This is a genomic window from Streptomyces pilosus (assembly GCF_014649835.1).
GTDB classification, from domain to species: Bacteria; Actinomycetota; Actinomycetes; order Streptomycetales; family Streptomycetaceae; genus Streptomyces; species Streptomyces pilosus.
Genome location: NZ_BMTU01000005.1, coordinates 485,339 through 509,530, shown reverse-complemented (window position 1 = coordinate 509,530; position 24,192 = coordinate 485,339). Strand labels below are relative to the sequence as shown.

General features: G+C 73.9%; 19 protein-coding genes. 9 read left to right on the top strand and 10 right to left on the bottom strand.

The genetic code is table 11. The features are described 5' to 3' along the window. Window positions 1-41 precede the first annotated feature (41 nt). Entirely contained in the window at window positions 42-575 is a 534-nt protein-coding gene (locus IE118_RS16190; RefSeq protein ID WP_189558574.1) for a hypothetical protein, read from the top strand. Window positions 576-662: 87 nt separating this feature from the next. Here the strand turns inward: IE118_RS16190 and afsS are convergent, their stop codons facing one another. The 3 genes from afsS to IE118_RS16175 all read right to left on the bottom strand — a co-directional run bounded on the left by afsS (window position 663) and on the right by IE118_RS16175 (window position 4,531). Then, window positions 663-854 carry a regulatory protein AfsS gene (gene afsS, locus IE118_RS16185; protein WP_189558573.1) on the bottom strand — a complete coding sequence of 64 codons (192 nt, stop codon included), beginning with the start codon at window positions 852-854 and terminating at the stop codon, window positions 663-665. Between the two features lie 200 nt (window positions 855-1,054). Continuing rightward, window positions 1,055-4,012, bottom strand: coding sequence for an SARP-family global regulator AfsR (gene afsR / locus IE118_RS16180; protein ID WP_189558572.1), 2,958 nt, complete (start codon window positions 4,010-4,012; stop codon window positions 1,055-1,057). A 126-nt stretch (window positions 4,013-4,138) separates the two neighbouring features. Further along, window positions 4,139-4,531 carry a nitroreductase/quinone reductase family protein gene (locus tag IE118_RS16175; protein ID WP_189558571.1) on the bottom strand — a complete coding sequence of 131 codons (393 nt, stop codon included), beginning with the start codon at window positions 4,529-4,531 and terminating at the stop codon, window positions 4,139-4,141. A gap of 143 nt (window positions 4,532-4,674) precedes the next feature. On the opposite strand from IE118_RS16175, the gene IE118_RS16170 reads away from it, so the two are divergent. From IE118_RS16170 to IE118_RS16155, 4 genes are all read left to right on the top strand, one after another. Further along, on the top strand, window positions 4,675-5,523 hold the full coding sequence (locus IE118_RS16170; protein ID WP_189558570.1) for an LLM class F420-dependent oxidoreductase: 849 nt from the start codon (window positions 4,675-4,677) through the stop codon (window positions 5,521-5,523). Between the two features lie 55 nt (window positions 5,524-5,578). Further along, window positions 5,579-8,167 (top strand): bifunctional FO biosynthesis protein CofGH, encoded by a 2,589-nt coding sequence (locus tag IE118_RS16165; RefSeq protein ID WP_189558569.1) that lies wholly within the window; start codon window positions 5,579-5,581, stop codon window positions 8,165-8,167. A gap of 109 nt (window positions 8,168-8,276) precedes the next feature. Beyond that, window positions 8,277-8,843 (top strand): hypothetical protein, encoded by a 567-nt coding sequence (locus IE118_RS16160; protein ID WP_189558568.1) that lies wholly within the window; start codon window positions 8,277-8,279, stop codon window positions 8,841-8,843. A gap of 103 nt (window positions 8,844-8,946) precedes the next feature. After that, window positions 8,947-10,065 carry an ADP-ribosylglycohydrolase family protein gene (locus tag IE118_RS16155; protein ID WP_189558567.1) on the top strand — a complete coding sequence of 373 codons (1,119 nt, stop codon included), beginning with the start codon at window positions 8,947-8,949 and terminating at the stop codon, window positions 10,063-10,065. Window positions 10,066-10,203: 138 nt separating this feature from the next. Here the strand turns inward: IE118_RS16155 and IE118_RS16150 are convergent, their stop codons facing one another. The 3 genes from IE118_RS16150 to IE118_RS16140 form a co-directional block, all read right to left on the bottom strand. Beyond that, window positions 10,204-11,769, bottom strand: a complete 1,566-nt coding sequence (locus IE118_RS16150) for a sodium:solute symporter family protein (RefSeq protein ID WP_189558566.1) — start codon at window positions 11,767-11,769, stop codon at window positions 10,204-10,206. Window positions 11,770-12,021: 252 nt separating this feature from the next. Continuing rightward, entirely contained in the window at window positions 12,022-13,938 is a 1,917-nt protein-coding gene (locus tag IE118_RS16145; RefSeq protein WP_189558565.1) for a DUF8823 domain-containing protein, read from the bottom strand. Between the two features lie 130 nt (window positions 13,939-14,068). Beyond that, entirely contained in the window at window positions 14,069-16,870 is a 2,802-nt protein-coding gene (locus tag IE118_RS16140) for a D-alanyl-D-alanine carboxypeptidase (protein ID WP_229846827.1), read from the bottom strand. A 343-nt stretch (window positions 16,871-17,213) separates the two neighbouring features. Between IE118_RS16140 and IE118_RS16135 the strand changes: the two genes are divergently transcribed. The 3 genes from IE118_RS16135 (at window position 17,214) to IE118_RS16125 (ending at window position 19,531) form a co-directional block, all read left to right on the top strand. Further along, window positions 17,214-17,969 (top strand): GOLPH3/VPS74 family protein, encoded by a 756-nt coding sequence (locus tag IE118_RS16135; protein WP_189558563.1) that lies wholly within the window; start codon window positions 17,214-17,216, stop codon window positions 17,967-17,969. Between the two features lie 285 nt (window positions 17,970-18,254). After that, on the top strand, window positions 18,255-19,112 hold the full coding sequence (locus tag IE118_RS16130) for a helix-turn-helix domain-containing protein (RefSeq protein WP_189558562.1): 858 nt from the start codon (window positions 18,255-18,257) through the stop codon (window positions 19,110-19,112). A gap of 227 nt (window positions 19,113-19,339) precedes the next feature. After that, window positions 19,340-19,531 (top strand): DUF397 domain-containing protein, encoded by a 192-nt coding sequence (locus IE118_RS16125; RefSeq protein ID WP_189558561.1) that lies wholly within the window; start codon window positions 19,340-19,342, stop codon window positions 19,529-19,531. Window positions 19,532-19,681: 150 nt separating this feature from the next. Here IE118_RS16125 and IE118_RS16120 read toward each other — a convergent pair whose 3' ends face one another. The 3 genes from IE118_RS16120 to IE118_RS16110 form a co-directional block, all read right to left on the bottom strand. Continuing rightward, entirely contained in the window at window positions 19,682-20,557 is an 876-nt protein-coding gene (locus IE118_RS16120; RefSeq protein WP_189558560.1) for a MerR family transcriptional regulator, read from the bottom strand. Between the two features lie 90 nt (window positions 20,558-20,647). After that, entirely contained in the window at window positions 20,648-21,157 is a 510-nt protein-coding gene (locus IE118_RS16115) for a glutathione peroxidase (RefSeq protein ID WP_229846826.1), read from the bottom strand. Next, window positions 21,154-22,167 (bottom strand): helix-turn-helix domain-containing protein, encoded by a 1,014-nt coding sequence (locus IE118_RS16110; protein ID WP_189558559.1) that lies wholly within the window; start codon window positions 22,165-22,167, stop codon window positions 21,154-21,156. The genes IE118_RS16115 and IE118_RS16110 overlap by 4 nt, the downstream gene beginning before the upstream one ends. 81 nt (window positions 22,168-22,248) lie before the next feature. On the opposite strand from IE118_RS16110, the gene IE118_RS16105 reads away from it, so the two are divergent. Next, window positions 22,249-23,433, top strand: a complete 1,185-nt coding sequence (locus IE118_RS16105) for an MFS transporter (protein WP_189558558.1) — start codon at window positions 22,249-22,251, stop codon at window positions 23,431-23,433. Window positions 23,434-23,482: 49 nt separating this feature from the next. Here the strand turns inward: IE118_RS16105 and IE118_RS16100 are convergent, their stop codons facing one another. Then, window positions 23,483-24,169 carry a nucleotidyl transferase AbiEii/AbiGii toxin family protein gene (locus IE118_RS16100; protein ID WP_189558557.1) on the bottom strand — a complete coding sequence of 229 codons (687 nt, stop codon included), beginning with the start codon at window positions 24,167-24,169 and terminating at the stop codon, window positions 23,483-23,485. Between the last annotated feature and the right edge of the window lie 23 nt (window positions 24,170-24,192).

Sequence of the window (24,192 nt, the reverse complement as noted above, 5' to 3'; positions counted from 1 at the left end):
GGTGACATGGCCGTGACACCCGGGTCGCTAGCCTGGCCCGCATGACTCCACGGGGGAACACACTCAGGCTCACCGCGGTCTCGGCGCTCGTCGTCCTGACCCTCACCGGCTTCTCGACCGGCCGCGGCAGCGGCGGCGGCGACGGGGGAGGGGGCGGCGGCTGCAGCAGCTCCTCCCAGGACCACGACTCCTCGTCGGGCTCCGGGAGCGGCTCGCACCGGGACGACGACGACACGGACGTCGACGCCGGCGCGGACGGCACGGGCGGGGGAGGCGGCGACGGCGGCGGCACGTTCTCGTCCCTGCGGGACGCCACGGTGGAACTGCTGACCTGCGTCTCGCGGAAGGCCCCCTACGCCACCGTCGAGGTCACCAACCCCAACACCGTCGACGGCACCTTCACGGTCGAGGTGACCTTCGACAGCAGCACCGGCGGCTCGGTCACCACCCACACCGCGACGGTCGACGTCCCGGCGGGCGGGACGGCGACGGCCCGTGTGGAGGTGGAGAACACCGAGGACGTCTCCCGCATACACGACTGCGTCCCGAACCCGTACGCGACGGCGGCCCGCTGACCCCGCCGGGCCGGACGCGGACACACGTCGGCCGCGACGGCTCCCCCTCCGCGCCGCCGCGGCCGATCCCCCGTGCGTGAAAGACGACTACCTGCCGCCGCGGTCCAGGTCCAGGGCGGGCGGGGCCGGGGCGTGCTGGTCGAGCGTGGTGACCTCGCCGATGCTCGGCGGCGCGGGCGCGTGCTGGTCGAGCGTCGTGACCTCGGGGTCCTTGCTCGGCGGCGCGGGCGCGTGCTGGTCGAGCGTCGTGATCTCCGGGTTCTTCTCGGCTTCCGTCATGATGTGTACCCCCAAGAGGTGGACAGGGCTGCGCGGTCCGAACCGCCCGCTCGGCGACTCCCCCGTGGGTCACCGAACGGGCGGTTCAGCGGATCCCGTACCAGAAGGACCCTGAGGACCCGCCTGCCCCCCGACGCGGCGGATCCGTTCCACGAAGAGTGGCAGCCCGCCATAAACGTTCGATGAACGCGACGCCTGGGTCAGGCCGCGGAGAGCGGCGCGAGCAGTCGGCGCACCTGGGCCGCTTCGGCGGAGCCCGCCTCGTCGTAGAGGACCAGGGCTTCGCGCCAGCACGCGCGGGCCCGGTCCGGCTGGTCGAGTGTGTCCAGCGCCTTGCCGAGCACGGTCAGGGCGTTGGCCCGCATCCAGTCGCCCCCGATGCAGCCCGCCGCCAGTGCCTGTTCGGCGTGCTGAGCGGCCCGCGCCGCGCGGCCGGCCCGCAGATGGACCTCCGCGATGCGGTAGTGGGTCGTACCCTCCCAGAGGAACTGCCGGTTCTCCGCGAAGATGCGCAGCGCCTCGTCGAGCTGGACGAGCGCCTCGGCCGGCCGGTCCGCCTGGGTGAGCACGATGCCGGAGGCGTACCGGGCGTTCGCCAGCCGTACGGACAGCCCCAGCTCGTCGTAGATGTCGATGCCCCGCTGCGCCAGTTCGACGGCTTCGGGACTGCGGCCCATCGAGGCGAGGGCGCGGGAGAGGTTGCAGACCGCGCTCGCCTCACCCGGCGTGTTGTCGTCGGCGCGGAAGGCGTCGACCGCCCTGAGGAAGTACTCCTCCGCCTCCGCGTAGCGCGCCGTGCACAGGGCGATGATGCCGAGCTGGTTGGGGGCGGCGCTCCTCGCCCACGGGTCGTCCGCGTCGCGCAGCAGCACGTCGGCGCGCCGCGCCTCGTCCTTGGCGGCCTCGAACCGGCCCGCCTGGCTGAGCACTTGGGCCAGGGTGACCCGCGCCCGCGTCTCGGCCCGCGCGTCCCCCAGGGCGGCCGCGGCCTCACAGGCGGCGATCGCCGTCTTCCGGTACTGGCGCGAGTCGGCCCCGGACTCCGCCAGGTCGATGGTGACGACGAGCAGATCGACGGCACGCCGCAGCATGGGAGCCTCGAGAGACTGCTGCACGCACGCCAGGAGCGGCCCGGCCTCGGTGTGCAGCCAGTCCAGCGCCTTCGAGGCGTCCGGGAACTCCTCGCCGGCGGACCCGACCTGCTCCAGGTGCGCGACGGTGCGGTCTCCCGGCCGCTCGACGGCGTACACCCGCGCGGCCGTCGTGAGGTAGAAGTCCAGCATCCGCGACATCGCCGCCCGGCGCTCCCGCGGCGGCTGTTCGTCCCGTTCCGCGCACGCACGCGCGTAGAGCCGCACCAGGTCGTGGAAGCGGTAGCGGCCGGGCGCCGCCGATTCCAGCAGGGACGTGTCGACCAGGGACTCCAGCAGGTCCTCGGTGTCGTCCACCGGGAGGTCGAGCACGGCCGCGGCGGCCGCCAGGGAGATGTCGGGGCCGTCGGCCAGGCCCAGCAGGCGGAACGCGCGGGCCTGGGCGGGTTCGAGCTGGCCGTAGCCCAGCTCGAAGGTCGCCTTCACCGCCAGGTCGCCCGCCTGGAGTTCGTCCAGCCGGCGGCGTTCGTCGGCGAGCTTCGCCGCCAGGACCGAGACGGTCCAGGTGCGCCTGGAGGCGAGCCTGGACGCCGCGATCCTGATCGCCAGCGGCAGGAAGCCGCAGGCCGCCACGACGTCCAGGGCGGCCTCGCGTTCGGAGGCGACGCGCTCCTCGCCCACGATCCTCATGAAGAGCGCCAGCGCCTCGTCCGGTGACATGACGTCCAGGTCGACCAGGTGCGCGCCGGCCAGGTCCACCATCCGCACCCGCGACGTCACCAGCGCCGCGCAGCCCGCCGTCCCGGGCAGCAGCGGCCTGACCTGCGCGGCGTCCCGGGCGTTGTCCAGCAGGATGAGGACCTTGCGGCCGTCCAGGACCGAGCGGTACAGCGCCGCCCGTTCCTCCAGGGTGTCCGGGATCGCCGAGTCCGCCGTGCCGAGCGCGCGGAGGAAGGAGCCGAGGACCGTCTCCGGTTCCGCGGACCGGGCTCCCGCGCCCTGGAGGTCGACGTAGAGCTGACCGTCCGGGAACGCGGAGCGTGCCGCGTGCGCCACATGCACCGCCAGCGTGGTCTTGCCGACGCCGCCGATGCCCGCCAGCGCCGACACCGCCATCACCTGCGCCTCGGGGCCGGACGCCGCGGTCAGGACCTCGCTCAGCTCCCGTACGAAGGACGCGCGGCCCGTGAAGTCCGGGACGGTGGCGGGGAGCTGGGCCGGACGGACGGGGGCCGCCGCCGGCTCGGCGACGGGGGCGGACGGTTCCGCCAGGGCCGGGTCGGCCCGGAGGATGCGCTGCTGGAGGTCCTGGAGGCCGGGGCGGGGGTCGACGCCCAGCTCGTCGGCGAGGAGGCGGCGGGTGTCGGCGTACACGGCGAGCGCCTCGGCCTGGCGGCCGCTGCGGTACAGGGCGAGCATGAGCAGCTCGCGCAGGCGCTCGCGCAGGGGGTGCGCGGCGGTGAGCGCCGTGAGCTCGGAGACCGCCTCCGCGTGGCAGCCCTGCTCCAGGTCCATGTCGAGCCGGGACTCCAGGAGTTGGAGGCGCCACTCCTCCAGGCGGACCCGCTGGGCCTCCGCGTACGGTCCCGGGACCCCGGCCAGCGTCTCGCCGTCCCACAGGGACAGGGCGCGGTCCAGGACCTCCCGCGCGTGGCACAGGTCGCCGCCGCCCCGCGCCTTCTCCGCCTCCGTCGCCAGTTCCTGTGCCGCCGCGAGGTCCAGCGCCCGCTCGCCGAGCCCGCGCACCGCGTAACCGCCGGACTCGCTGACCAGGACCCCGGGGTCCAGCACCTTGCGCAGCCGGGAGGCGTAGGTGCGCACCGCCGCGAGGGCCTGGGAGGGCGGTTCCTCGCCCCACAGCGCGTCGATCAGCTCGGCCGCGGTGGCCGTCCGTCCCTCGCGCAGCAACAGGGCGGCGAGCAGAGCGCGTTGCTGTGGGCTCCCGGTGGCGACCGGCTCGTCGTCGCGCCAGGCGCGCACCGGGCCCAGCACGCCGAAGCGCAGCCCCCGGAGCTCCGTCGAGGAGCCGGGGCGCCGCTGCTCCGGTCCTCGCGGCACACCGTCCATGCAGTCCCCCTCATGCATCCTGAGCAACTACGCCAGTCTGCCTGCTCCCGGCGAATGAGTCAGCCGTGCGAGACGCCCGTCACACGGGGAGCGACGGGCCGTCACGTGGCCCACACATACGCGAACTCAGTCGTCCAGATCCACCCGTACCGTCAACAGCCCCGCGCCGAGGGCCCGTACGGCGACACTGTTGAGGCGGGGCAGGGTGCGCAGCCGGGCCACGGGGTCGTCGTCGGGCAGCAGGACGGCCGTGCCGGTGTGCCAGCGGCCCCGGACGCGCACCCGCACCCGGGGGTCCGCGGTGATGTTGCGGACGTACTGCGACCGTTCGCCGAACTCCGAGACCAGCCAGAAGGACCGGCCGGTCCGCCGGCCGCCCACCGGGGTGCGGCGGGGCAGGCCGGAGACCCGGCCCGTGGTCTCCAGCACCGTCTGCAGCGGCAGCCGGCGCAGCACCGGATTGATCCGGCGCTGGAACGCCGTGGCGGCGCGGTACTTGCGTTCGGCGCGAGAAGTCATGGTGCGCCCGAGCCTACCGGCGGCCCGGGGGAACGGGACGGCCGAGGCGGGCCGCCGGCCCGCATGATGCCGACCGGTCGGTATGGACAGACGGGGCGCGTCCGGGTATGCATGGGTCGTCGTCCGCGTACGAAAGGCCGCTCATGCGCATCGCCGTCACGATCTTCCTCACCGACGAGACGATCACCCCGGTCCGGCTCGCCCGTGAGCTGGAACAGCGCGGGTTCGCCGGGCTGTACCTGCCGGAGCACACGCACATCCCCACCGAGCGGACCAGCCCCTACCCGGCGGGCGGGGACCTGCCCCGCGAGTACGGGCGCACCCTGGACCCGTTCGTCGCGCTCGGGCAGGCCGCGGCCGTCACCGAGCGGCTCGGTCTCGGCACCGGCATCACGCTCGCCGCGCAGCACGACCCGATCGACCTGGCCAAGCAGGTCGCGACCCTGGACCACCTCTCCGGGGGCCGCTTCACGCTGGGCCTCGGCTTCGGCTGGAACGTCGAGGAGGCCGCCGATCACGGCGTGACGTGGCGGACCCGGCGGGAGCTGGTGCGGGACCGGATGGGCCTGATGCGGGCGCTGTGGGCCGAGGAACCGACCGGCTACGAAGGCGAGTTCGCCCGCGTGCGGCCGAGTTTCGCGCACCCCAAGCCGGTGCAGAAGCCGCGCGGCCCGGTGGTGGGTCCGCGCACCCTGGTCGGCGGGGCGGCCGGGCCCAAACTGTTCGCGCACATCTGCGAGTACGCCGACGGCTGGCTGCCGATCGGCGGGCGCGGCCTGACGGAGGCACTGCCCCGGCTGCGCACCGCCTGGGCCGACGCGGGCCGCGACCCGGGCGCGCTCCAGGTCGTCCCGTACGCCGTCCTGCCCAGTGCGGGCAAGCTGGCCCACTTCGCCGAACTGGGCGTCGAGGAGACCGTGGTGCAGCTCCCGGCGGCGGGCGAGGCGGAGGTGCTGCGGGCCCTGGACGCCTGCCGGCAGTTCGTCGAGTGAGCGCGGCGGAGCGGACGGGCCAGGGACCTGACCACCCCGAACGTATGCTCAAAGGATGACGACTTCCGTGACCTCCGGAACGGGCGGCCCGACCGAGAACTCCCTGCGCCGTGCGCTCAGACGCGCCCGGGACGGCGTCTCCCTGGACGTCACCGAGGCCGCCGTCCTGCTCCAGGCGCGCGGTGAGCACCTCGAGGACCTCTCCGCGTCGGCCGCCCGGGTCCGCGACGCGGGCCTGGAGGCGGCGGGACGGCCCGGGGTCATCACGTACTCCAAGAGCGTCTTCGTGCCGCTGACCCGGCTGTGCCGGGACAGGTGCCACTACTGCACGTTCGTCACCGTGCCCGGCAAGCTGCGGCGGGCCGGGCACGGGATGTTCATGTCGCCGGACGAGGTGCTGGACATCGCCCGCAAGGGTGCCGCCGCCGGCTGCAAGGAAGCCCTCATCACCCTCGGCGACAAGCCCGAGGACCGCTGGCCCGAGGCGCGCGAGTGGCTCGACGCGCACGGCTACGACGACACGATCGCCTACGTGCGGGCCGTCTCCATCCGCATCCTGGAGGAGACCGGGCTGCTGCCCCACCTCAACCCGGGCGTCATGAGCTGGACGGACTTCCAGCGCCTGAAGCCGGTCGCCCCGTCCATGGGCATGATGCTGGAGACCACCGCGACCCGCCTGTGGTCCGAGCCCGGCGGTCCCCACCACGGCTCCCCGGACAAGGAGCCGGCCGTGCGGCTGCGGGTCCTGGAGGACGCGGGCCGCTCCTCGGTCCCCTTCACCTCCGGCGTCCTCATCGGCATCGGCGAGACGTACGAGGAGCGCGCGGAGTCCCTGTTCGCGCTGCGCAAGGTCTCCCGGGCGCACCACGGCATCCAGGAACTGATCATCCAGAACTTCCGCGCGAAGCCGGACACCGCGATGCGCGGCATGCCGGACGCGGAACTGGACGAACTGGTCGCCACCGTCGCGGTGGCCCGGCTCGTCCTCGGCCCCTCCGCCTGTCTCCAGGCCCCGCCGAACCTGGTCGACTCCGAGTACGGGCGGCTGATCGCGGCCGGCATCGACGACTGGGGCGGCGTCTCCCCGCTCACCATCGACCACGTCAACCCCGAACGCCCCTGGCCGCAGATCGAGGAACTGGCCGAGAAGTCCCGGGCGGCCGGCTTCGAACTGCGCGAACGGCTCTGCGTCTACCCGGAGTTCGTGCGCCGCGGCGAGCCCTGGCTGGACCCGCGGCTGCGCCCGCACGTGGCCGCCCTCGCCGACCCGGAGACGGGCCTGGCGCGCCCGGACGCGCTCCCCGGGGGGCTGCCCTGGCAGGAGCCGGACGAGGCGTTCACCGCCACCGGCCGCACCGACCTGCACCGCACCATCGACACCGAGGGCCGCAGCGCCGACCGCCGCGACGACTTCGACGAGGTGTACGGCGACTGGGAGGCGCTGCGCGAGGCGGCCGCCCCCGGGATGGTCCCCGAGCGCATCGACACCGACGTCCGCGCGGCGCTGCGCACGGCGGCCGACGACCCGACTCGGCTCACCGACGCGGAGGCGCTGGCGCTGCTGCACGCCGACGGCCCGGCACTGGACGCCCTGTGCCGGGTGGCGGACGACGTGCGGAAGTCCGCGGTGGGCGACGACGTGACGTACATCGTCACCCGCAACATCAACTTCACCAACGTCTGCTACACCGGCTGCCGCTTCTGCGCCTTCGCCCAGCGCCGCACGGACGCCGACGCCTACACGCTCTCCCTGGACCAGGTCGCCGACCGCGCCCAGCAGGCCTGGGACGTCGGCGCGGTGGAGGTCTGCATGCAGGGCGGCATCCACCCCGACCTGCCGGGCACCGCGTACTTCGACATCGCGAAGGCGGTCAAGGCACGCGTCCCCGGCATGCACGTGCACGCCTTCTCCCCGATGGAGGTGGTGAACGGCGCGAGCCGCACCGGCCTGTCGATCCGCGAGTGGCTGACGGCGGCGAAGGAGGCCGGCCTGGACACGATCCCCGGCACGGCCGCCGAGATCCTCGACGACGAGGTCCGCTGGATCCTGACCAAGGGCAAGCTGCCGGCGGCGACCTGGATCGAAGTGGTGACCACGGCCCACGAACTGGGCATCCGCTCCTCCTCGACGATGATGTACGGCCACGTCGACCAGCCCCGGCACTGGCTCGGGCACCTGCGCACCCTGGCGGACATCCAGCGCCGCACCGGGGGCTTCACGGAGTTCGTGACGCTGCCCTTCGTGCACACCAACGCCCCGGTCTACCTGGCCGGCATCGCCCGCCCGGGCCCGACGGTCCGCGACAACCGCGCGGTCACGGCGATGGCGCGGCTGCTGCTGCACCCGCACATCCCGAACATCCAGACGAGCTGGGTGAAGCTGGGCGCGGAGGGCGCGGCGGAGATGCTGCGCTCCGGGGCCAACGATCTCGGCGGCACCCTGATGGAGGAGACCATCTCGCGGATGGCGGGCTCCTCCTACGGCTCCTACAAGTCCGTCAAGGACCTGATCGCGGTCGCGGAGGCGGCGGGCCGTCCGGCGAAGCCGCGCACCACCCTGTACGGCGAGGTCCCCGAGGAGCGCCGTCGCGCCGCGGAGGCCTCGGACGGTCACCTGCCGGAGCTGCTGCCGGTGCTGGACTGAGACGGGCGCAGGCCGGGGAGGGGCGCCGGACGGAGGCGGGCGCCCGCCCCACGGGCAGTAGGATGATCCGACGCGCGTTCGGGACCCGCAGCTGAGGAGATACGTACCGGTGTCTGCCCGTCTTCCTTCGTGGGCCTGGGTGACCGGGCTGACCACGGGGGCGATAGCCGTGGTGGCGGTCCTGGCCGTCCAGGCGGACCGGGGGACGAAACCCACCGCCGCCACCAGCCGGCCGAGCGCGTCGGCGACGGCGGACGCGAAGCCGTCCGCCGAACCGCGGGAGAAGAAGCCGGCGGCGGTCCCGGCCGACTCCGGCACGGGCCGCCGGATCGTGTACTCGCTGGACCAGAAGCGCGTGTGGCTGGTCGACGCCAGCGACGCCGCCCGCCGCTCCTTCACGGTGTGGCCGGGCACGGTCTCCCCGGACCCCGGCTCGTACACCATCGGCACCCGCACGGAGGCCACCACCGGCAGCGACGGCGTGGCGGTCGAGCACATCGTCTACTTCGCCGCGAAGTCCGGCGTCTCCGTCGCGTTCTCCAACGCGGTCGACGGCTCCTCGCCCCCGCCCGCCGCCCCGGACGCCAGGACCGGCGGCATCCGCGTCACCAAGGCCGACGGCCAGGCCCTGTGGACCTTCGGCACGGCGGGCACGCCGGTACGGGTGGTCGAGTAGCGGGTTGCACAGGGCGCATACCCGCCCGCCCCCCTGAACCGGCCGCCCGCGTTCGATTACAGTGCTCCGCGTCGTACGTACGGACGGTCCCCGGGAGGTCTTGGTGGCTGGTACTGCCGGGCCCGTGTGGGGGCGCCGTGAGCAGCAGGACTTCCGCAGCAGGGTGCGCGGAACGCTGCTCGGGGTGGCCGTCGGCGACGCGCTGGGCGCGCCGGTCGCCGGCCTGGGGATCGACGCGATCCGTGAGGCGCACGGCGCGGAGGGCGTCACCGACCTCGCCCCCGCCTTCGGGCGGCGCGGCGCGGTCACCCACCACACGCAGCTCACCCTGTTCTCCGTCGACGGGCTGATCCGTGCCCAGGTGCGGCGCGACACCGGCGCCTGGCACCCGCCGACCGACCTGCACCGGGCGTACCTGCGCTGGGCCACCACCCAGCGGGACTGGGGCCCGGACGAGCGGCGCAAGGACGACGGCTGGCTGGCGCGGCAGGAGTGGCTGTACGCCCGCCGGGACCCCGCCCGTACGCTGCTGCTCGGGCTCGGCGACGAGACCATGGGGACGCCGGAGGCGCCCAAGAACCCCGGTGAGGCCGGCCCGGAGGCCGCCGCGCGCTCCGCGCCCTTCGGGCTGCTCGTCGGCTGGGAACCGCAGCTCGTCGCCCAGCTCGCCGTGGAGTGCGCGGCGCAGACCCACGGCCATCCGGTCGGCTGCCTCGCGGCGGGCGGGTACGCCGTCATCGTGCACGCGCTGGCCCGCGGGGAGAGCCTGGACGCGGCCGTGCAGCGCGCGCTCGCCCTGCTGGCCGCGCGGCCGGGACACCAGCAGGTCACCGACGCGCTCCAGCGGGCGCTGGGCGCCGTACGGCAGGGGTTGCCCGGCCCCGCACGGGTCACCGAGCTGGTGGGGAACGCCACCGCCGAAGGACTGCTGGCCGCCGCCGTGTACTGCGCGCTGGTGGGGGAGGACGTCCGGCACGGGCTGTGCCTCGCCGTCAACCACGACGGGCCCAGCGCCGCCGCCGGCGCGCTGACCGGCGGGCTGCTCGGGGCGCTGCACGGCGAGACGGCCCTGCCGCCGGCCTGGCTGGCCGAGCTGGAGGGCCGCCCCACGATCCTGGAACTCGCCGACGACTTCGCCATGGAGATGACCCAGGGCCCCGCCCTCCACGGCCCCACCGGCTCCTCCCCGGCCTGGCTCACCCGCTACCCCCGGGGCGCCTAGAGAAGGCGCCCAAGGGGCGCGAGGAACTGCGCGAACGGGGGTCCGGGGGCGGAGCCCCCGGGGACGGGACGGGACGGGGCGGCGGGGGCGAGATCCCCGAAGGCCCCCCACGTCCGGCCGCCCCCCGGGACCCCGGCCTCAGTCCCTGGCGGGAGCCGAGACGTGCTCCTCCCCCCGGGACGGCACCGCCGCCCCCACCGCCCCACCGTCGTCATCGGTGTTGACCCGGTCGATGATCGCCAGCCGTTCCGGCGTGTCCTCCGGCTTCGCGAAGCCGATCAGCACGTACAGGATCAGCGAGACCGCCAGCGGGATGGAGACCTGGTACTCCAGCGGCACCCCGCCGTCGACGGCCCAGTGGATCGGGTAGTTGACCAGCCAGAAGGCGAACAGGCCCAGCGCCCAGCTGACGAGCGCCGCCGTGGGGCCGGAGCGGCGGAACGGACGCAGCAGCCCCAGCATCATCGGGATGGCGATGGGGCCCATCAGGCCGGCCACCCACTTGATGACGACCGTGATGATGTCCTTGAACGTCGGCGAGTTGACCTGGGTGGCGACCGCCATGGACAGGCCGAGGAAGACCACCGTGGTCACGCGGGCCGCGACCAGGCCCGACCGCTCGCCCCACGCCCGCGCCCGTGCGGACAGCACCGGCGCCACGTCACGGGTGAAGACCGCCGCGATCGCGTTGGCGTCCGAGGAGCACATGGCCATCGTGTGGGAGAAGAAGCCGACGATGACCAGGCCCAGCAGCCCGTGCGGCAGCAGCTGCTCGGTCATCAGGGCGTAGGAGTCGGAGCCGTCCGTCTTCTGCGACTCCACCAGCAGGGGCGACATCCACATCGGGAAGAACAGGATCACCGGCCAGACCAGCCACAGCACCGCCGACAGCCGTGCCGAGCGCTCCGCCTCGCGGGGGGTGGGGGTGGCCATGTAGCGCTGGGCCTGGTTGAGCATGCCGCCGTTGTACTCGAACAGCTTGATGAAGAGGAACGCCAGCAGGAAGACCGTGCCGTACGGTCCGACCAGCGGCTCCCCGTGGCCTTGGAGTTCGGGTTCGTCCCAGGCGCCGAAGAAGCCGCCGTGGTCACCGAGTTCGAGCAGCACCGCGACGAACATCGTCAGGCCCGCTAGCAACTGGATGACGAACTGCCCCAGTTCGGTCAGCGCGTCCGCCCACAGGCCGCCGATGGTGCAGTAGATCGCGGTGACGACACCGGTGATGAGGATGCCCTGGTTGAGCGAGACGCCGGTGAACACCGACAGCAGGGTGGCGATCGCGGCCCACTTCGCGCCCACGTCCACGATCTTCAGCAGCATGCCGGACCAGGCGAGCGCCTGCTGGGTCTTCAGGTCGTAGCGGTTCTTCAGGTACTCCAGCGGCGAGGCCACGTGGAGCCGGGAGCGCAGCCGGTTGATGCGCGGGGCGAACAGCTTGGAGCCGATGGCGATGCCGAAGGCGATGGGGAAGGACCAGGTGACGAAGGACGTCACCCCGTACGTGTAGGCGATGCCGGCGTACCCGGTGAACATCACCGCGCTGTAGCCCGACATGTGGTGGGAGATGCCGGAGAGCCACCAGGGCATCTTGCCGCCGGCCGTGAAGAAGTCGCTGACGTTGTCCACCCGCTTGTGCGACCAGACACCGATGGCGACCATCACGGCGAAGTAGCCGATGAGAACCGCCCAGTCGAGACCGTTCATGTCCCCCCTTCCAGGGTCCGCCTTGTGAACACCGCTCAGCTGGTTGGCACTTCGCCTGAGCGGGGTAGGGACATGGAGGGCCGCGAAGTGCCCGCTCATCGTGGGGGTGGTGGCGCGGGCACGACAAGAAAGCGTCGGGTCAAGAGAAGGCAAAGTTGTTCTCTCGCCTGAATGTCGTTCATCTACATGAACAGCCGGGAGTCGTGCGGGAACGGTGCCGGGAGGGTCGTCGGATCGTCCGGGCCGGCCCGGTCAGCGCAGCTCGTCGGGGCAGGGCGTGCCCCGGTCCCACTGGTACGGAGCCGCCAGGCGGTACGTCCCCGGCTCCGGCGCGAGCAGCATCGTCCACCGGTCGCCGTGGCTGTCCTCCTCCGTCTCCCTCAGGCAGCCGTGGACGTTCTCGTACGTCTTCGGCTCGCCCTCGGGACGGTCCTCGGACCCCTCCGCCTCCTGCGGCGGGTCCAGCGCCTCGCCGTCGGCGTCGACGAGGCCCAGCCACGGCGAGTACGGCACGCGGATCAGGATCCGGCCCGCCTTCTCCACCCGCAGCGTCCACTCGCCCTGCTCGGCCCGCTCCACCACCGTGTGCGGCTCCGCCAGCGGCGTCGGCTCGTCCACCGCGAACAGCTGCCAGTTCGCGTCGCCCCAGATCTGCTTCAGGTACGGCAGCCCGCGCTGCACCAGTTCCCGTTCCCGCTGGCCGCCGTCACCGTCCGGCTCGTCCTTGGGCAGCACCACGAAGTGCACGCCCCAGCGCTTCAGCCACTCCCGGTAGTTCGCCGAGTTGAGGGTGTCGTCGTAGAAGAGCGGGTTGCGCTCCATGTCGGCCTGCCGGTTCCAGCCGCGCGCCAGGTTGACGTACGGGGCGAGGGCGGACGCCTCGCGGTGCGAGCGGGCCGGGACGACCTCCACCCGGCCCCGCCCGGCGCCGACCTCCTGGAGCTCGTTCACCAGCGGCGCCAGCTCGCGCGCCCATGACGCGCGGGGGGTGGTGTGCACGACGTCGTCGACCGACTTGAAGCCGATCCAGCCGGTGAAGCCGACGATCGCGACGACGATCGCGTACCACTTGCGGGACCTCGGCACCGCGAACGGCAGCGCCGCCACCAGTGCCACCCCGCCGAACAGCATCGCCAGCCGGGTCATGTTCGACCCGATCTGCGAACTGATCAGCCACACCAGCACGATCCCGAGCCCGTACACCGCGGACGTGATCCGCACGGTCTTCCACTCCGCGGGGACCAGGACGCAGACCAGGACCGAGTACAGCAGCGGCAGGATCACCGAGCCGACGCCCATCGGCTGCGTCCCCGAGAACGGGAACAGCCACGCCGACACGGCCACCACCGCGGTGGGCGCCAGGCCCAGCGCCCACGCGCCCGGCCGGCGCTTCTGCAGGAACAGCGCGACCGCGACCAGCCCCACGAACAGGCCCGCGACCGGCGAGGCCATGGTCGCCAGCGCCGCCAGCGGGGCCGCGCACAGGGCCTTCGCCCAGCGCTTGTAGCGCCACCGGTACGGCCAGCAGAAGACGACGGCGACCGCGCCGAGCGCGAACATCGTGCCGAGCCCGTACGTCACCCGCCCGGAGGCGGCGTTGCACAGCAGCGCGAACACCCCGGCCAGCGCCGCCCAGAGGGGGTTGCGCACCGCCCGGCTGCGCATCAGGACCAGCGTCAGCAGCCCCGCCGACACCGTCCCCGCGATCATCATCGTGGTCCGCACGCCGAGGAGCGACATCAGGTACGGGGACACCACGCTGTACGACACCGGGTGCATCCCGCCGTACCAGGCGAGGTTGTACGCGGAGTCCGGGTGCCGGCCGACGAACTCGGCCCACGCGTCCTGCGCGGCGAGGTCGCCGCCGCTGTTGGCGAAGGTGAAGAACCAGACGACGTGCAGCGCGCCGGCGAGCGCGGTGACGGACAGCACGGGGTGCCGCAGCATGCGCGCGCGCACGGCGAGCACGGCCGTCATGAAGGCGCCGCGGGCGGCCTCGGCGCCGTCCCCACCGCCGTCCGGGGGCACCTCAGGGCCGCCCGGGGACGGACGCCGCGTCCCGGCCGCGGGTATTCGCGGGCCGGAGGACCGCCGGTCCGCGGAGTCCTGACGCGTGGATCCCGGACCCGGGTCGGCGTCGTCGGCGCGTGTCGGCTCCGCTGTGGCCACCTGAAGGCACTCCCCGTGTCCCGTTCCCTGCCCGATCCTGCCCGTTTCGTGACGCTAGCACGCACCCCGCCGACCGTCGCCCGGGTGGGCGTGGGCCCGCGGGGTGCGGGTGCGCTGCGCCGGTTCCGCCTCAGGTGAGGCGGGTCAGCCTGTCCGCGAAGGCGGGCTCCACCAGGTCCTCCTGGAGGGCCACCGGGACCTTGACGGCACTGCTCGTCCCGTCGCCCACGGTGAGCGTGCCCACCTTCGTGCCCGCCTCCGCCGTGCGCGGCAGCTCGTCCGCGGCGAACGTCAGCTTCACCGACAGGCCCGCCCAGCCGACGGCCTTCACGTCCTCGGTGACGGCGACGGGCGTACGGCCGCCGAGGCCGTCGTCCACGTAGCCGACGACGGTGCCCTTCTTCAGGATGCTCGCCGACTCCAGCGCGCCCTGCGCGGCCCGGATCAGGTCGTCGCCCGCGGTGAGGGCGGCGGACAGGATGGTGTTGTCCTTGCCGCCCGCGGGCTGGCGGACCACGGCGCCCACGACGGTCCGGGTCTCCCCGTCGACCTCCTTCTTCGCGGCGAACACCAGGTTGCCGAGCGCGGAGGTGGTGGTGCCGGTCTTGATGCCGACGACGTTGTTGTGACCGACCAGCTGGTTCCAGTTGGAGTGGTTCACACCCTTGTAGTCGTCGTACGACATCATCGCGGCCACCTCGCGGAACGCGGGCTGCTTCATGGCCTCCTTGGCCAGCTTCACCTGGTCCACGGCGGTGCTCACGGTGGTGTCGTTCAGACCCGAGGGGTCGGTGTACGTCGTGTTGGTCATGCCGAGGTCCTCGGCGGCCTCGTTCATCTTCTCGACGAACGCCTTCTCGGACCCCGCGTCCCAGCGGGCGAGCAGCCGCGCCACGTTGTTCGCGGACGCGATCAGGACGGACTCGACCGCCTCCCGCTGGGAGATCTCGTCGCCCGCGGTGACCTTGACGGTCGACTCCTGACCGGCGTCGGACTGCTGCTCGGCGAGCTCGTCGATCTTGAGCATCGGACCCTCGGCGCCGCTCTTGAGCGGGTGGTCGCGCAGGATCAGGTACGCGGTCATGACCTTGGCGACACTGGCGATCGGAACGGGCTTCTGCTCGCCGGAGGAGCCGAACGTGCCGATGCCCTGCACGTCGAGCGCGGCCTGTCCGGCCGCCGGCCAGGGGATCTCGGGCTTGCCGCCGTCGAAGGTGTAGCTCTCCTCGGCGGTCAGTTCGAGCGTGGGTGCGGGAAGCGGACGGAAGTTCTGCACGACCGCGAAGACGATCACCAGCAGGAGGACCAGCGGCGTCCAGATCTTCACCCGCCGCACGGCCGTGCGCAGCGGGGTCTGCGGGGGTGGCGGGGTGTTCGTCAGCTCCGCGAGCAGGTCCAGCGGCGGCTTGGGCGGCAGCGGCTGCTGCGTCGTCCGCTCCGGCCCGACCTGCGGCAGCGAGGTGGTGGCCTCGGCGGGCGCCACGGTGCGCAGCGCGGCGGTGGCGTCGGCGGCGGGCGGGGGCTTGCGGACGGCGGGGTCGTCGAAGTCCTTCAGCGCGACGAACTTGCTGGTCCGCTCCGCCTCACGCTCGGCCTCGGGCTTGGCTCCGGGCTCGGGCTCAGTTTCGGGCTCGGTGCCCGCGTCGCCCAGCTTGAGCATGGTGGTGGGCTGGTCGACGGCGGGCTTCCGGGTCCGGAAGACGGCGGTCGGCTGGTCGACGGCACGTTTGCCGCCCTTGCCGCCCTTGCCGCCCTTGCCGACGCCGCCGTCGCCCCCGGCCTCGTCCCGGCCCCCGTCGGCGTCCCCGCGCTCCCGCGACTCCGCCTCGCCGTCCGCGGACGCGCTGCGCGCGGCCGGCACCACCCCACCGGCTCCGCCCGCACGACCGCCCCCGGCCACGGCGTCCGCGCCGTCGTCGGCCCGGTCCCCGGGCCCCTCCGAACCGCCGTCCTCGGCGGCGTCGGCGTTCTCCTCGGCCCGGTCCTCGGACCGCTTCGTACCGCCGTCCCCGGACACGGCGTCCGCCGCCGCACCCGCTCCGGCTTCACCGGAGGCGCGGCCCGCCCCGGCGCTGTCGGCAGCCCGGTCCCCGGACATGGCGTCCGCCGGCGCACCCGCCCCGGCCTCCCGGGAGTCGCTGCCCTCGGGCAGGTCTGCCCCGGTGCCCTCGCGGGAGCCACCTTCAGCAGCCGGCGTTCCGGCGTCCTCGGAGGCACCGCCGTCGGCCTCGTCCGCACGCGGGTCCTCGCCACCGCCGTCGGCGGCCGGGGCCTCGGACGAGCCCCGGGAGGCGCTGCCCCCGGCGGGGCGGGCGTCCTCAGGGGCGCTGCTCGTGTCCGTGGGGGTGTTCCCCGAGGCGCCGACCGAGGCCGGGTCCGTCCCGGCGTCCTCAGGGGTGCTGTCCTCGGCCGGGTCCGTCCCGGCGTCCTCGGGGGTGCTGTCCTCGGCCGGGTCCGTCCCGGCGTCCTCGGAGGGGCCGTCCGCCGCCGTACTCGTACCGGCGCCGGCGTCACTCGCGGCGGTGTCGGCGTCCCCGGAGGCGCTGCCCCCGGCGGTGTCCGCGTCGTCCGAGGCGGCGCCCGTCTCCTCCGGGGCCGCGGCAGCGGTGTCGGCGGTGTCCCGTGCGGCGTCGCCCTTCAGGTCCTCGCTCGGCTCCGCCGAGCGGACCCAGGCGGCCACGGCCTCACGCAGCCGGCCGTCCCCCTCCACGGGGGAGCCGCCCGCAGCCCTCGCCGGCGAACCGCCGTCGCCCTCGGCCGAAGTGCCGCGCCCACCCTCCGCCCGGGAGTCGTCGTCACCCCCGGCCGGGGACCCGCCCTCGCCCTCGGCAGGAGTCCGGCCCTCCGCAGGAGAACCGGCGGGTGCCGACAGCACCCGGGTGGCCGTGTCCGCGGTGCCGCGGGTTGCGGAGGGGGCGGCGTCGCGCGCCACCGAAAGCCGGGGATCCCGCTTCCCGGGAACCGGACCCGCGCTCCCCGACGTCGGTTCTGCCGACGACTCGCGCTGCTTCGACCTGTCGGGGGACTCGCCCGCCACCGATGCCTCCTCCATGCGCCGCACGCCCCGCGTGCGCCATCCGAACCGTGTACCGCCCGCCCGCGACAACGCTCCGCGGCGCTGTCCGAACCATGTACCAGTGTCCTGTGTGCGGGCTTACCCCACGTGGTAGACGAGAACGACATAGCTACCGGTTCCCTTACGAACCGGTCACGCGCCCTCGACAGACCAATGTGAGAGGGGTCACCCTGTCAGACATCCACGCGGGGAGGCATGGATGGGCAGGAGCCGCAGAACACTTCCGGAGGAGCTTCTGCTGCTGGCACTGGACCCGACCACGGGTACCACTGCGCAGCCGCAGTCGCTCGACCTCGGTCTGGCCGGAGCGCAGCTAGTGGAGCTGGCGCTGGCCGGACGGATAGCCCCAGACGGGGATCGTATCGCCGTGGTGGTGCCACGGCCGACTGGAGACCCAACACTGGACTGCGCGCTGGAGTTGCTGCGAAGGCGCGGCGCTCCGGTACGGGCGGTCCACTGGATCGGCGGGCCGCGACTCGGGCTCCGCCAGACCTACCTCTCGCATCTGGAGCGGTGCGGCATGGTGCACGCCGTGGCCGGACAGATGTGCGGGGTGCTGCCGACGACTCGCTACCAGGCGACGGACACCGAGATCAGCCGGGAGATCAGGGCCCGGCTGGACTCCGCGATCCGCACCGGCGTCCCGCCGGACCCGCGGACCGCGGCGCTCGCCGCACTGGCGCACGCGGTCGGCCTCGGCAAGCACCTGTACCCGGGGAACGAGGGACGCTCCTCGCGCTCCCGGTTGCGGGACCTGATCCGGCACGACCCGATGGGCGGACTCGTCGCGCACGCGGTGATGGACGTCCAGAACGGCGCCGCGGCCCAGCCGCGCCGCAGCTCCGCACCGGCGGGCCGGCAGGCCCCCGCCGGCGGCAGGGGCGCACCGGAGCCCGCCCGAGGCGTTCCGGCGCAACCGCACCGAGGATCCATGGCACGCGCCGTGGCCCACTGAGTCGTACGTCCCCAGGGCCGAACGGCACGGCGACCACGGATCCGAGGCACCGCAGACCCGGTCACGGGAGCCGCTGTCCGAGCGGGGCGGAGAACGCACCGGCGTTCTCCGCCCCGCTCGGCGTGCCCCCGGCCGGTCCAACTCCCGCCACCGGGAAGCCCGGTGGCGTGTACTCGTCGTATATCCACCGTTTCCCAGCGGTAGGAAGCGCCTTGGTGGCAGTCTGCTCATCAGCAGACACGCAAAGTGGTAAGTACGAGGCACACAGCCGGAGGTGCACGTCCCGTGGCGTCCAATGTCAATCCCACCGTCAGGCGGCGCCGGCTCGGCCAGGAGCTGCGCAGGCTCCGTGAGCTCAAGGGCATGACGGCCGAGGAGGTGGCCGAGCGGCTGCTGGTCTCGCAGTCGAAGATCAGCCGCCTGGAGAACGGCCGGCGCAGCATCAGCCAGCGCGACGTGCGCGACCTGTGCGGGGTGTACGAGGTCGAGGACAGCCGGATCGTCGAGTCGCTGATGCAGATGGCCAAGGACTCCCGCCAGCAGGGCTGGTGGCACGCCTTCGGCGACATCCCCTACAGCGTCTACATCGGTCTGGAGACCGACGCGGAGTCGCTGCGGGTCTACGAACCGCAGATCATCACCGGTCTGCTGCAGACCCGCGCCTACGCGGAGGCGATCGTCCAGGGCGGCTCGCCCGAGTCGACCGAGCAGGAGAACGACCGGCGGGTCGAGGTACGGCTGCGCTGGCAGAGCCGGATCACCGCCGACACCGACCCGCTGCGGCTGTGGGTGGTGCTCGACGAGGCGTCCCTGCACCGGGTGGTCGGCAGCCGCCAGGTGATGCGGGAACAGCTCGAGCACGTGATGGAGCTGAGCCAGCTGCCGCACATCACCGTGCAGGTGCTGCCGTTCGAGGTCGGCGCGCACGCCGGGATCAACGGCCAGTACTCGATCCTGGAGTTCGCCGACGCGGCCGATTCCAGCGTGGTCTACATCGAGGGCGTCACCAGCGACCTGTACCTGGAGAAGCCGCACGACGTGCAGAAGTACACGGTGATGTACGAGCACCTGCGGGCGCAGTCGCTGAACGTGGAACAGTCCCGTCAACTGGTGGAACGCCTCGCGAAGGACTACGCGCGCTGAGGCGGGGTCAGGTGTGGGGCGGGACCTTACACCGCTGGCATCCCTGACTGGAAGTACCACCTGGAATATGCCATCCAGACGAGTGAACGACCGGTCCGACGCCCGATGCGGGCGAGTAGCGTCGATCACGCCAGCCACCAGTCGGGGTTGGCGCAATCCGTTCTGCGGGTCCTTGCCGGAATGCGCAGGTCGGTGACAGCAACTCAGCATCTGGCTACGGAGCGAACATGGCAATTCGTCTGGGCGCCACGGAAACGTGGACGACGTCCTCCTACACCAACAACAACGGCGCCTGCGTGATGGTCAGGTCGACCACCGACGCGGCGCTGGAGCTCGGGGACACCAAGGTCCCCGAGGGCCCCAAGCTGGCCTTCCCCGCGGACGCGTGGAGCGCCTTCGTGGCCACGGTCAAGGGCTGACGGCACCGGCGCCCGGCGCCGGCACCACCACGGAGCCCTCTCGACCTGTCCGCCGTCCTCGCCGAGAGGGCTCGGCCGGTGCTCCTCGGGCCGGCCCGCACAGGGCCGCCGAGGGGGCCACCGGCCGCACCCCACGACCCGCGGCCGGGCCTACCGGAGAGACACCGGGAACGCCACGTCGCACACCGGGTCCTGCGGCCCCGCGGCCTCCCAGTCCGCGAAGTACACCTCACGGCACGGGCCCGTCGGCGTCAGCCCCCGGCCCTCCATCCACCGCTCCACCGCCTCGAACGCGGCCAGGATCTGCGGATGCGCCACCTGCGCCTTGGTGATCCGGGTGCGGGCCAGCCGCAGCGCCGGCTCCACCCGCACCGTCGTCCCCCGGGCCCGGCCCGCACCGGCGGCCCAGGCACGTGCCGCCGCCTCGTCGGCGACCGGCACGCACGCTTCCGCGGGACCGTCGCTTTCCGTCGACACCTCGGCGTGGTACGCCACGAACGGCACCCCGGCCACGCCCCCGCACTCCCCGGCCGCCGCCTCCAGCCGGCCCAGCGCCGCCCCGATCCACGACGGCAGCTCCTCCGCGAGGAGGTGCCGCGACTCGGTGATCAGCACCTGCGCGGGCACCTCGACCGTCTCGACCGTGAACGTTCCGTACATCTCGGAGCTCCTCCCCGACAACCGTCCACGGAGGTACTCGGCGAGCGTCCGCTGCCGGGCGTGCCGCGCCTCGACGTCCGCCCAGTAGGCGGCGAGCCGTTCGGCCCCGGCCGCGGCGTCGTCCGCGTCGACGACCTCGGCGATCCGCGCCAGCGGCATGTCGAGCTGCCGCAACAGCGCCACCAGCCGGGCCCGTTCGACCTGGTCCGCCCGGTAGAACCGGTAACCGGTGTCACCGTCGACCCGTGCCGGGGCCAGCAGCCCCAGCCGGTCGTACAGCCGCAGGGCCTTGGCCGACAGCCGTGCCCGCGCCGCGAACGCCCCGATGGCGAGCAGTTCCTCGTCCACGCCGACATCCTCCGTCACCGGGCGGCCGATCCGCCCGGTGACGCAGACGCTCCACCCTGCCCTAGGGGCAAGGTCGACGCTCAGCCGAGCGCCGTCGGCCCGGCGCCGTCAGCCGATCGCCTTCTCCACGGCCGCCACCAGTTCCGCCGACTCCGGCTCGGTCTGCGGCGAGAAACGGGCGACGACCTCGCCGTCCCGCCCGATCAGGAACTTCTCGAAGTTCCAGCGGACGTCCCCGCTGTGCCCCTCACCGTCGGCGACACCGACCAGCCGCTCGTACAGCGCGTGCCGCCCCTCCCCGTTGACCTCGACCTTCTCGGTCATCGGGAACGTCACCCCGTACGTCGCCGAGCAGAATTCGGCGATCTCCTCCGCACTGCCCGGCTCCTGCCCGAGGAACTGGTTGCAGGGCACGCCGAGCACGGTGAAACCCCGCTCCGCGTACCGCTCGTGCAGCCGCTCCAGCCCCGCGTACTGCGGGGTCAGGCCGCACTTGGAGGCCACGTTCACCACGAGCACGGCCCGGCCCGCGTACTGGGCGAGGTCCGCGGGACCGCCGTTCAGGGCGCCGATTCCGACATCGAGGGGGGAGGTGCCGTTGTTCTCTGCAGTCGTCATGAGCCGACCCTAGCCCCGGCGGACGGCGCACCCGCGCCCGCCCCGCGCCCCGCCTCGGCGAGGACCTCCCCGGCCGCCGTCCGCACGTACAGCACGGACCGGCCCGTACGGCCCGCCCGCTCCACCAGGCCCGCCTCCCGCAGCACCCGCAGGTGCCGGCCGACCGAGCCCAGCCCCTGCCCGGTCACGGCGACGAGCTGGCTGGTGCTCATCGGGGAACCCAGCAGCATCAGCACCCGGGCCCGCGCACCCCCGAGCAGCGCGCCCAGGGCCGCCGGCACGGGCTCCCGGCCGCGGTCACCGGCCAGCGCCCCCGCGCACGGGTACACCAGCGCGTACCGGCGCGTCCCCTCCCACGACACCCAGCCCGTCCGCTGCGCGGTCACCGGCACGAACAGCAGCTCGGCCCCCGAGATCTCGCGCGGGGGCAGCTCGTGCCCGTTCACCTGGAGCCGGTCGCCGCCCAGCCAGCGCGTCCCCGGCCGCAGCGCGTCCAGCGCCGCCGCCCAGCCGCCCCGCGCGACCTGCGCCGTGCGGGCCACCACGTCGGCCTCCAGGACCCGCCGGCGCCGCCCCCAGTACGGGCGTACGGCGTCCTCCCAGACGTGGGTGAGGACGCCGGCGGCGCGGTCCGCCAGGTCGTCGCGGTCCAGGAGGGCGGGCAGCGGGCCGCCCACCGCCCTCCGCAGCTGCGTGCGGGCGGCGGCGGCCGGGACCGCCCGCACCCGCTCGACCTCCTCCTCGAAGCTCTCGCCGCCCCGCGGGGTGACGGTCAGGAAGTCCGCGATCCACACCGTGCCGAACGCCGACGGCACGAGCAGCGCCGTCACCGGATCGGCGGCCGACAGGGCGCGGTAGGCGGGCAGATGGGTCCCGAGCCAGGCCCGCTCGCCCGGGTGCGCGGCCCGCGCCGTGTGCAGCAGCCGCAGCGCCGCGGCGGTCTCCGCGAGCGGCGAGAGCACGAAGCGGCTCCCGGCGAGCGTGTCCGCACTGATCCGCCACCACCCCACGAACGGTCCCCCTCCCCGCCGACGTTTCGCACCGGCGCGAAACGATAACGGCCGCACCGGCGCCCTCCCCAGACTCCGCGCATGCGCAGCTACCGGGACCTCTTCCGCACACCGGAGTTCACTCCGCTCTTCCTCGCCGCCTCCGCCCAGACCCTGGCTCGTACGGCGAGCGGCCTGGCCCTGGCCACCCTCGTCCACCGGGAGACCGCCTCACCCCTGCTGACCGCCCTCAGCATGTTCGGCCCGTCCCTCGCCCACGTCCTCGGCGCGACGCTCCTGATGTCCGCCGCCGACCGCCTCCCGCCCCGGGCCGCCACCGCGGGCACGGCACTGGCCTTCGCGGCGGCCACGGCCCTCCTGGCCCTGCCCGGCCTCCCCCTCCCCGCGGTCTTCGCCGTCCTCCTCCTCCAAGGACTGGTGGCCTCGGTGGGCGGGGGAGTCGGCTGGGGCCTGCTGAACGAGATCCTCCCCCGGGACGGCTACCTCCTGGGCCGTTCCGTCTTCAGCGTGATGCACGGCCTCACGCAGATCACCGGCTACGCGACGGGCGGGCTCCTGCTCGCCCTCCTCTCCCCGCGCGCCACGCTGCTCCTCGCGGCGTCCCTGTACGGCACGGCGGCGCTCGTCGCCCGCCTCGGCCTGACCCGCCGCCCCCCGCGCGCCACCGGCCGCCCCTCCGTACGGGCCACCCGGCTCGCCAACGCCCGGCTCTGGGCGTCCCCGGCCCGCCGCCACGTCTACCTCGGCCTGTGGATCCCCAACGGCCTGATCGTCGGCTGCGAGTCCCTCTACGTCTCCCACGCCCCCGACTCCGCCGGCGTCCTGTTCGCCTGCGCGGCCGCGGGCATGCTGGCCGGCGACGTGACGGTCGGCCGCCTGGTCCCACCGGTCCGCCGCCGGCGGCTGACCACCCCGCTCCTGCTGCTCCTCGCCACGCCCTACCTCCTCCTCGTCCTGCACCCGCCCCTCGCCGTGACCGCCGTCCTGGTCGCCATGGCCTCCGCCGGCTTCGGGGCGAGCCTGGTCCAGCAGGAGCGGCTGATGGCCCTCACCCCGCCGGACCTCTCGGGCCACGCCCTCGGCCTGCACTCCTCCGGCATGCTCACCATGCAGGGCGTGAGCGCGGTTCTGGCGGGCGGCCTCGCCCAGCTCACCTCACCCGCGACCACGATGACGGCCCTGGCGGCGGCGTCGACCGCCGTGACCCTCCTCCTGGCCGCCACGAGACCCGCCACTGCCGTGCGGGGCACCTCGCACCCGGCCTGACCCCCCACCCCACCGGGGCCCCGCGGCCCGCCCCCCTTCGGCCCGGCCCCTACTCCTCCGGGGCCCCGCCCTCCACCAGCCGCTCCGCGATGTCGTCCGCCCAGTCCTGGGCCCAGCGCCGGAGCGCCTCCACCGACGGGGCGTCCAGGCCGTGGGCGCGGAACTCGGCGTCGTCGAGCCACTCCGTGCCGGACAGCCGGGACTGGAGCTCGGCGAGGTCGAAGGTGTCGGGAGCGTGCCGGCGCCCGAGCTCCTCCAGCTCCGGGTGGCTCCAGCGGTCCGCGGCGGCGTGCACGTCGACGAGGTCACGGGGGAGTCCGCGGTCCGCCAGCGCGCGCACCGTCGTACCGACCAGGTCCTCCAGGGAGAGCGCAGGTCCGGCCGCCGTCTCCGCCGCCGGCCGCCACAGCACCTCCTTGCGGAGGTCCACCCGGTGCTCCGGCCCGGTCGCGGCACCGCCGACCAGCAGCCGCGCGGTCAGCGGATCGAGGTCAGGCCCCGCGACCGCCCACCCGCGCGCCTCCATCCCGGCCCGTACCGCGCCGGCGATCTCCGCCATGGCCGCGGGATGCCCGGTGGCCAGGTCCACGCCGCGGCTGACCCGGCCGTCCACCAGCCCGTGCGCCCGCACCGCGTCACCGCCCGCCAGGAGCAGCCCGTACGGCATTCCGGCGGCGAGCAGATCGCCCACCAGCCGCTCGTGCACGGCGTCCACGCCGACCGGGGGTGAGGTCATGCCCCGATTATCGCGCGGGCGGC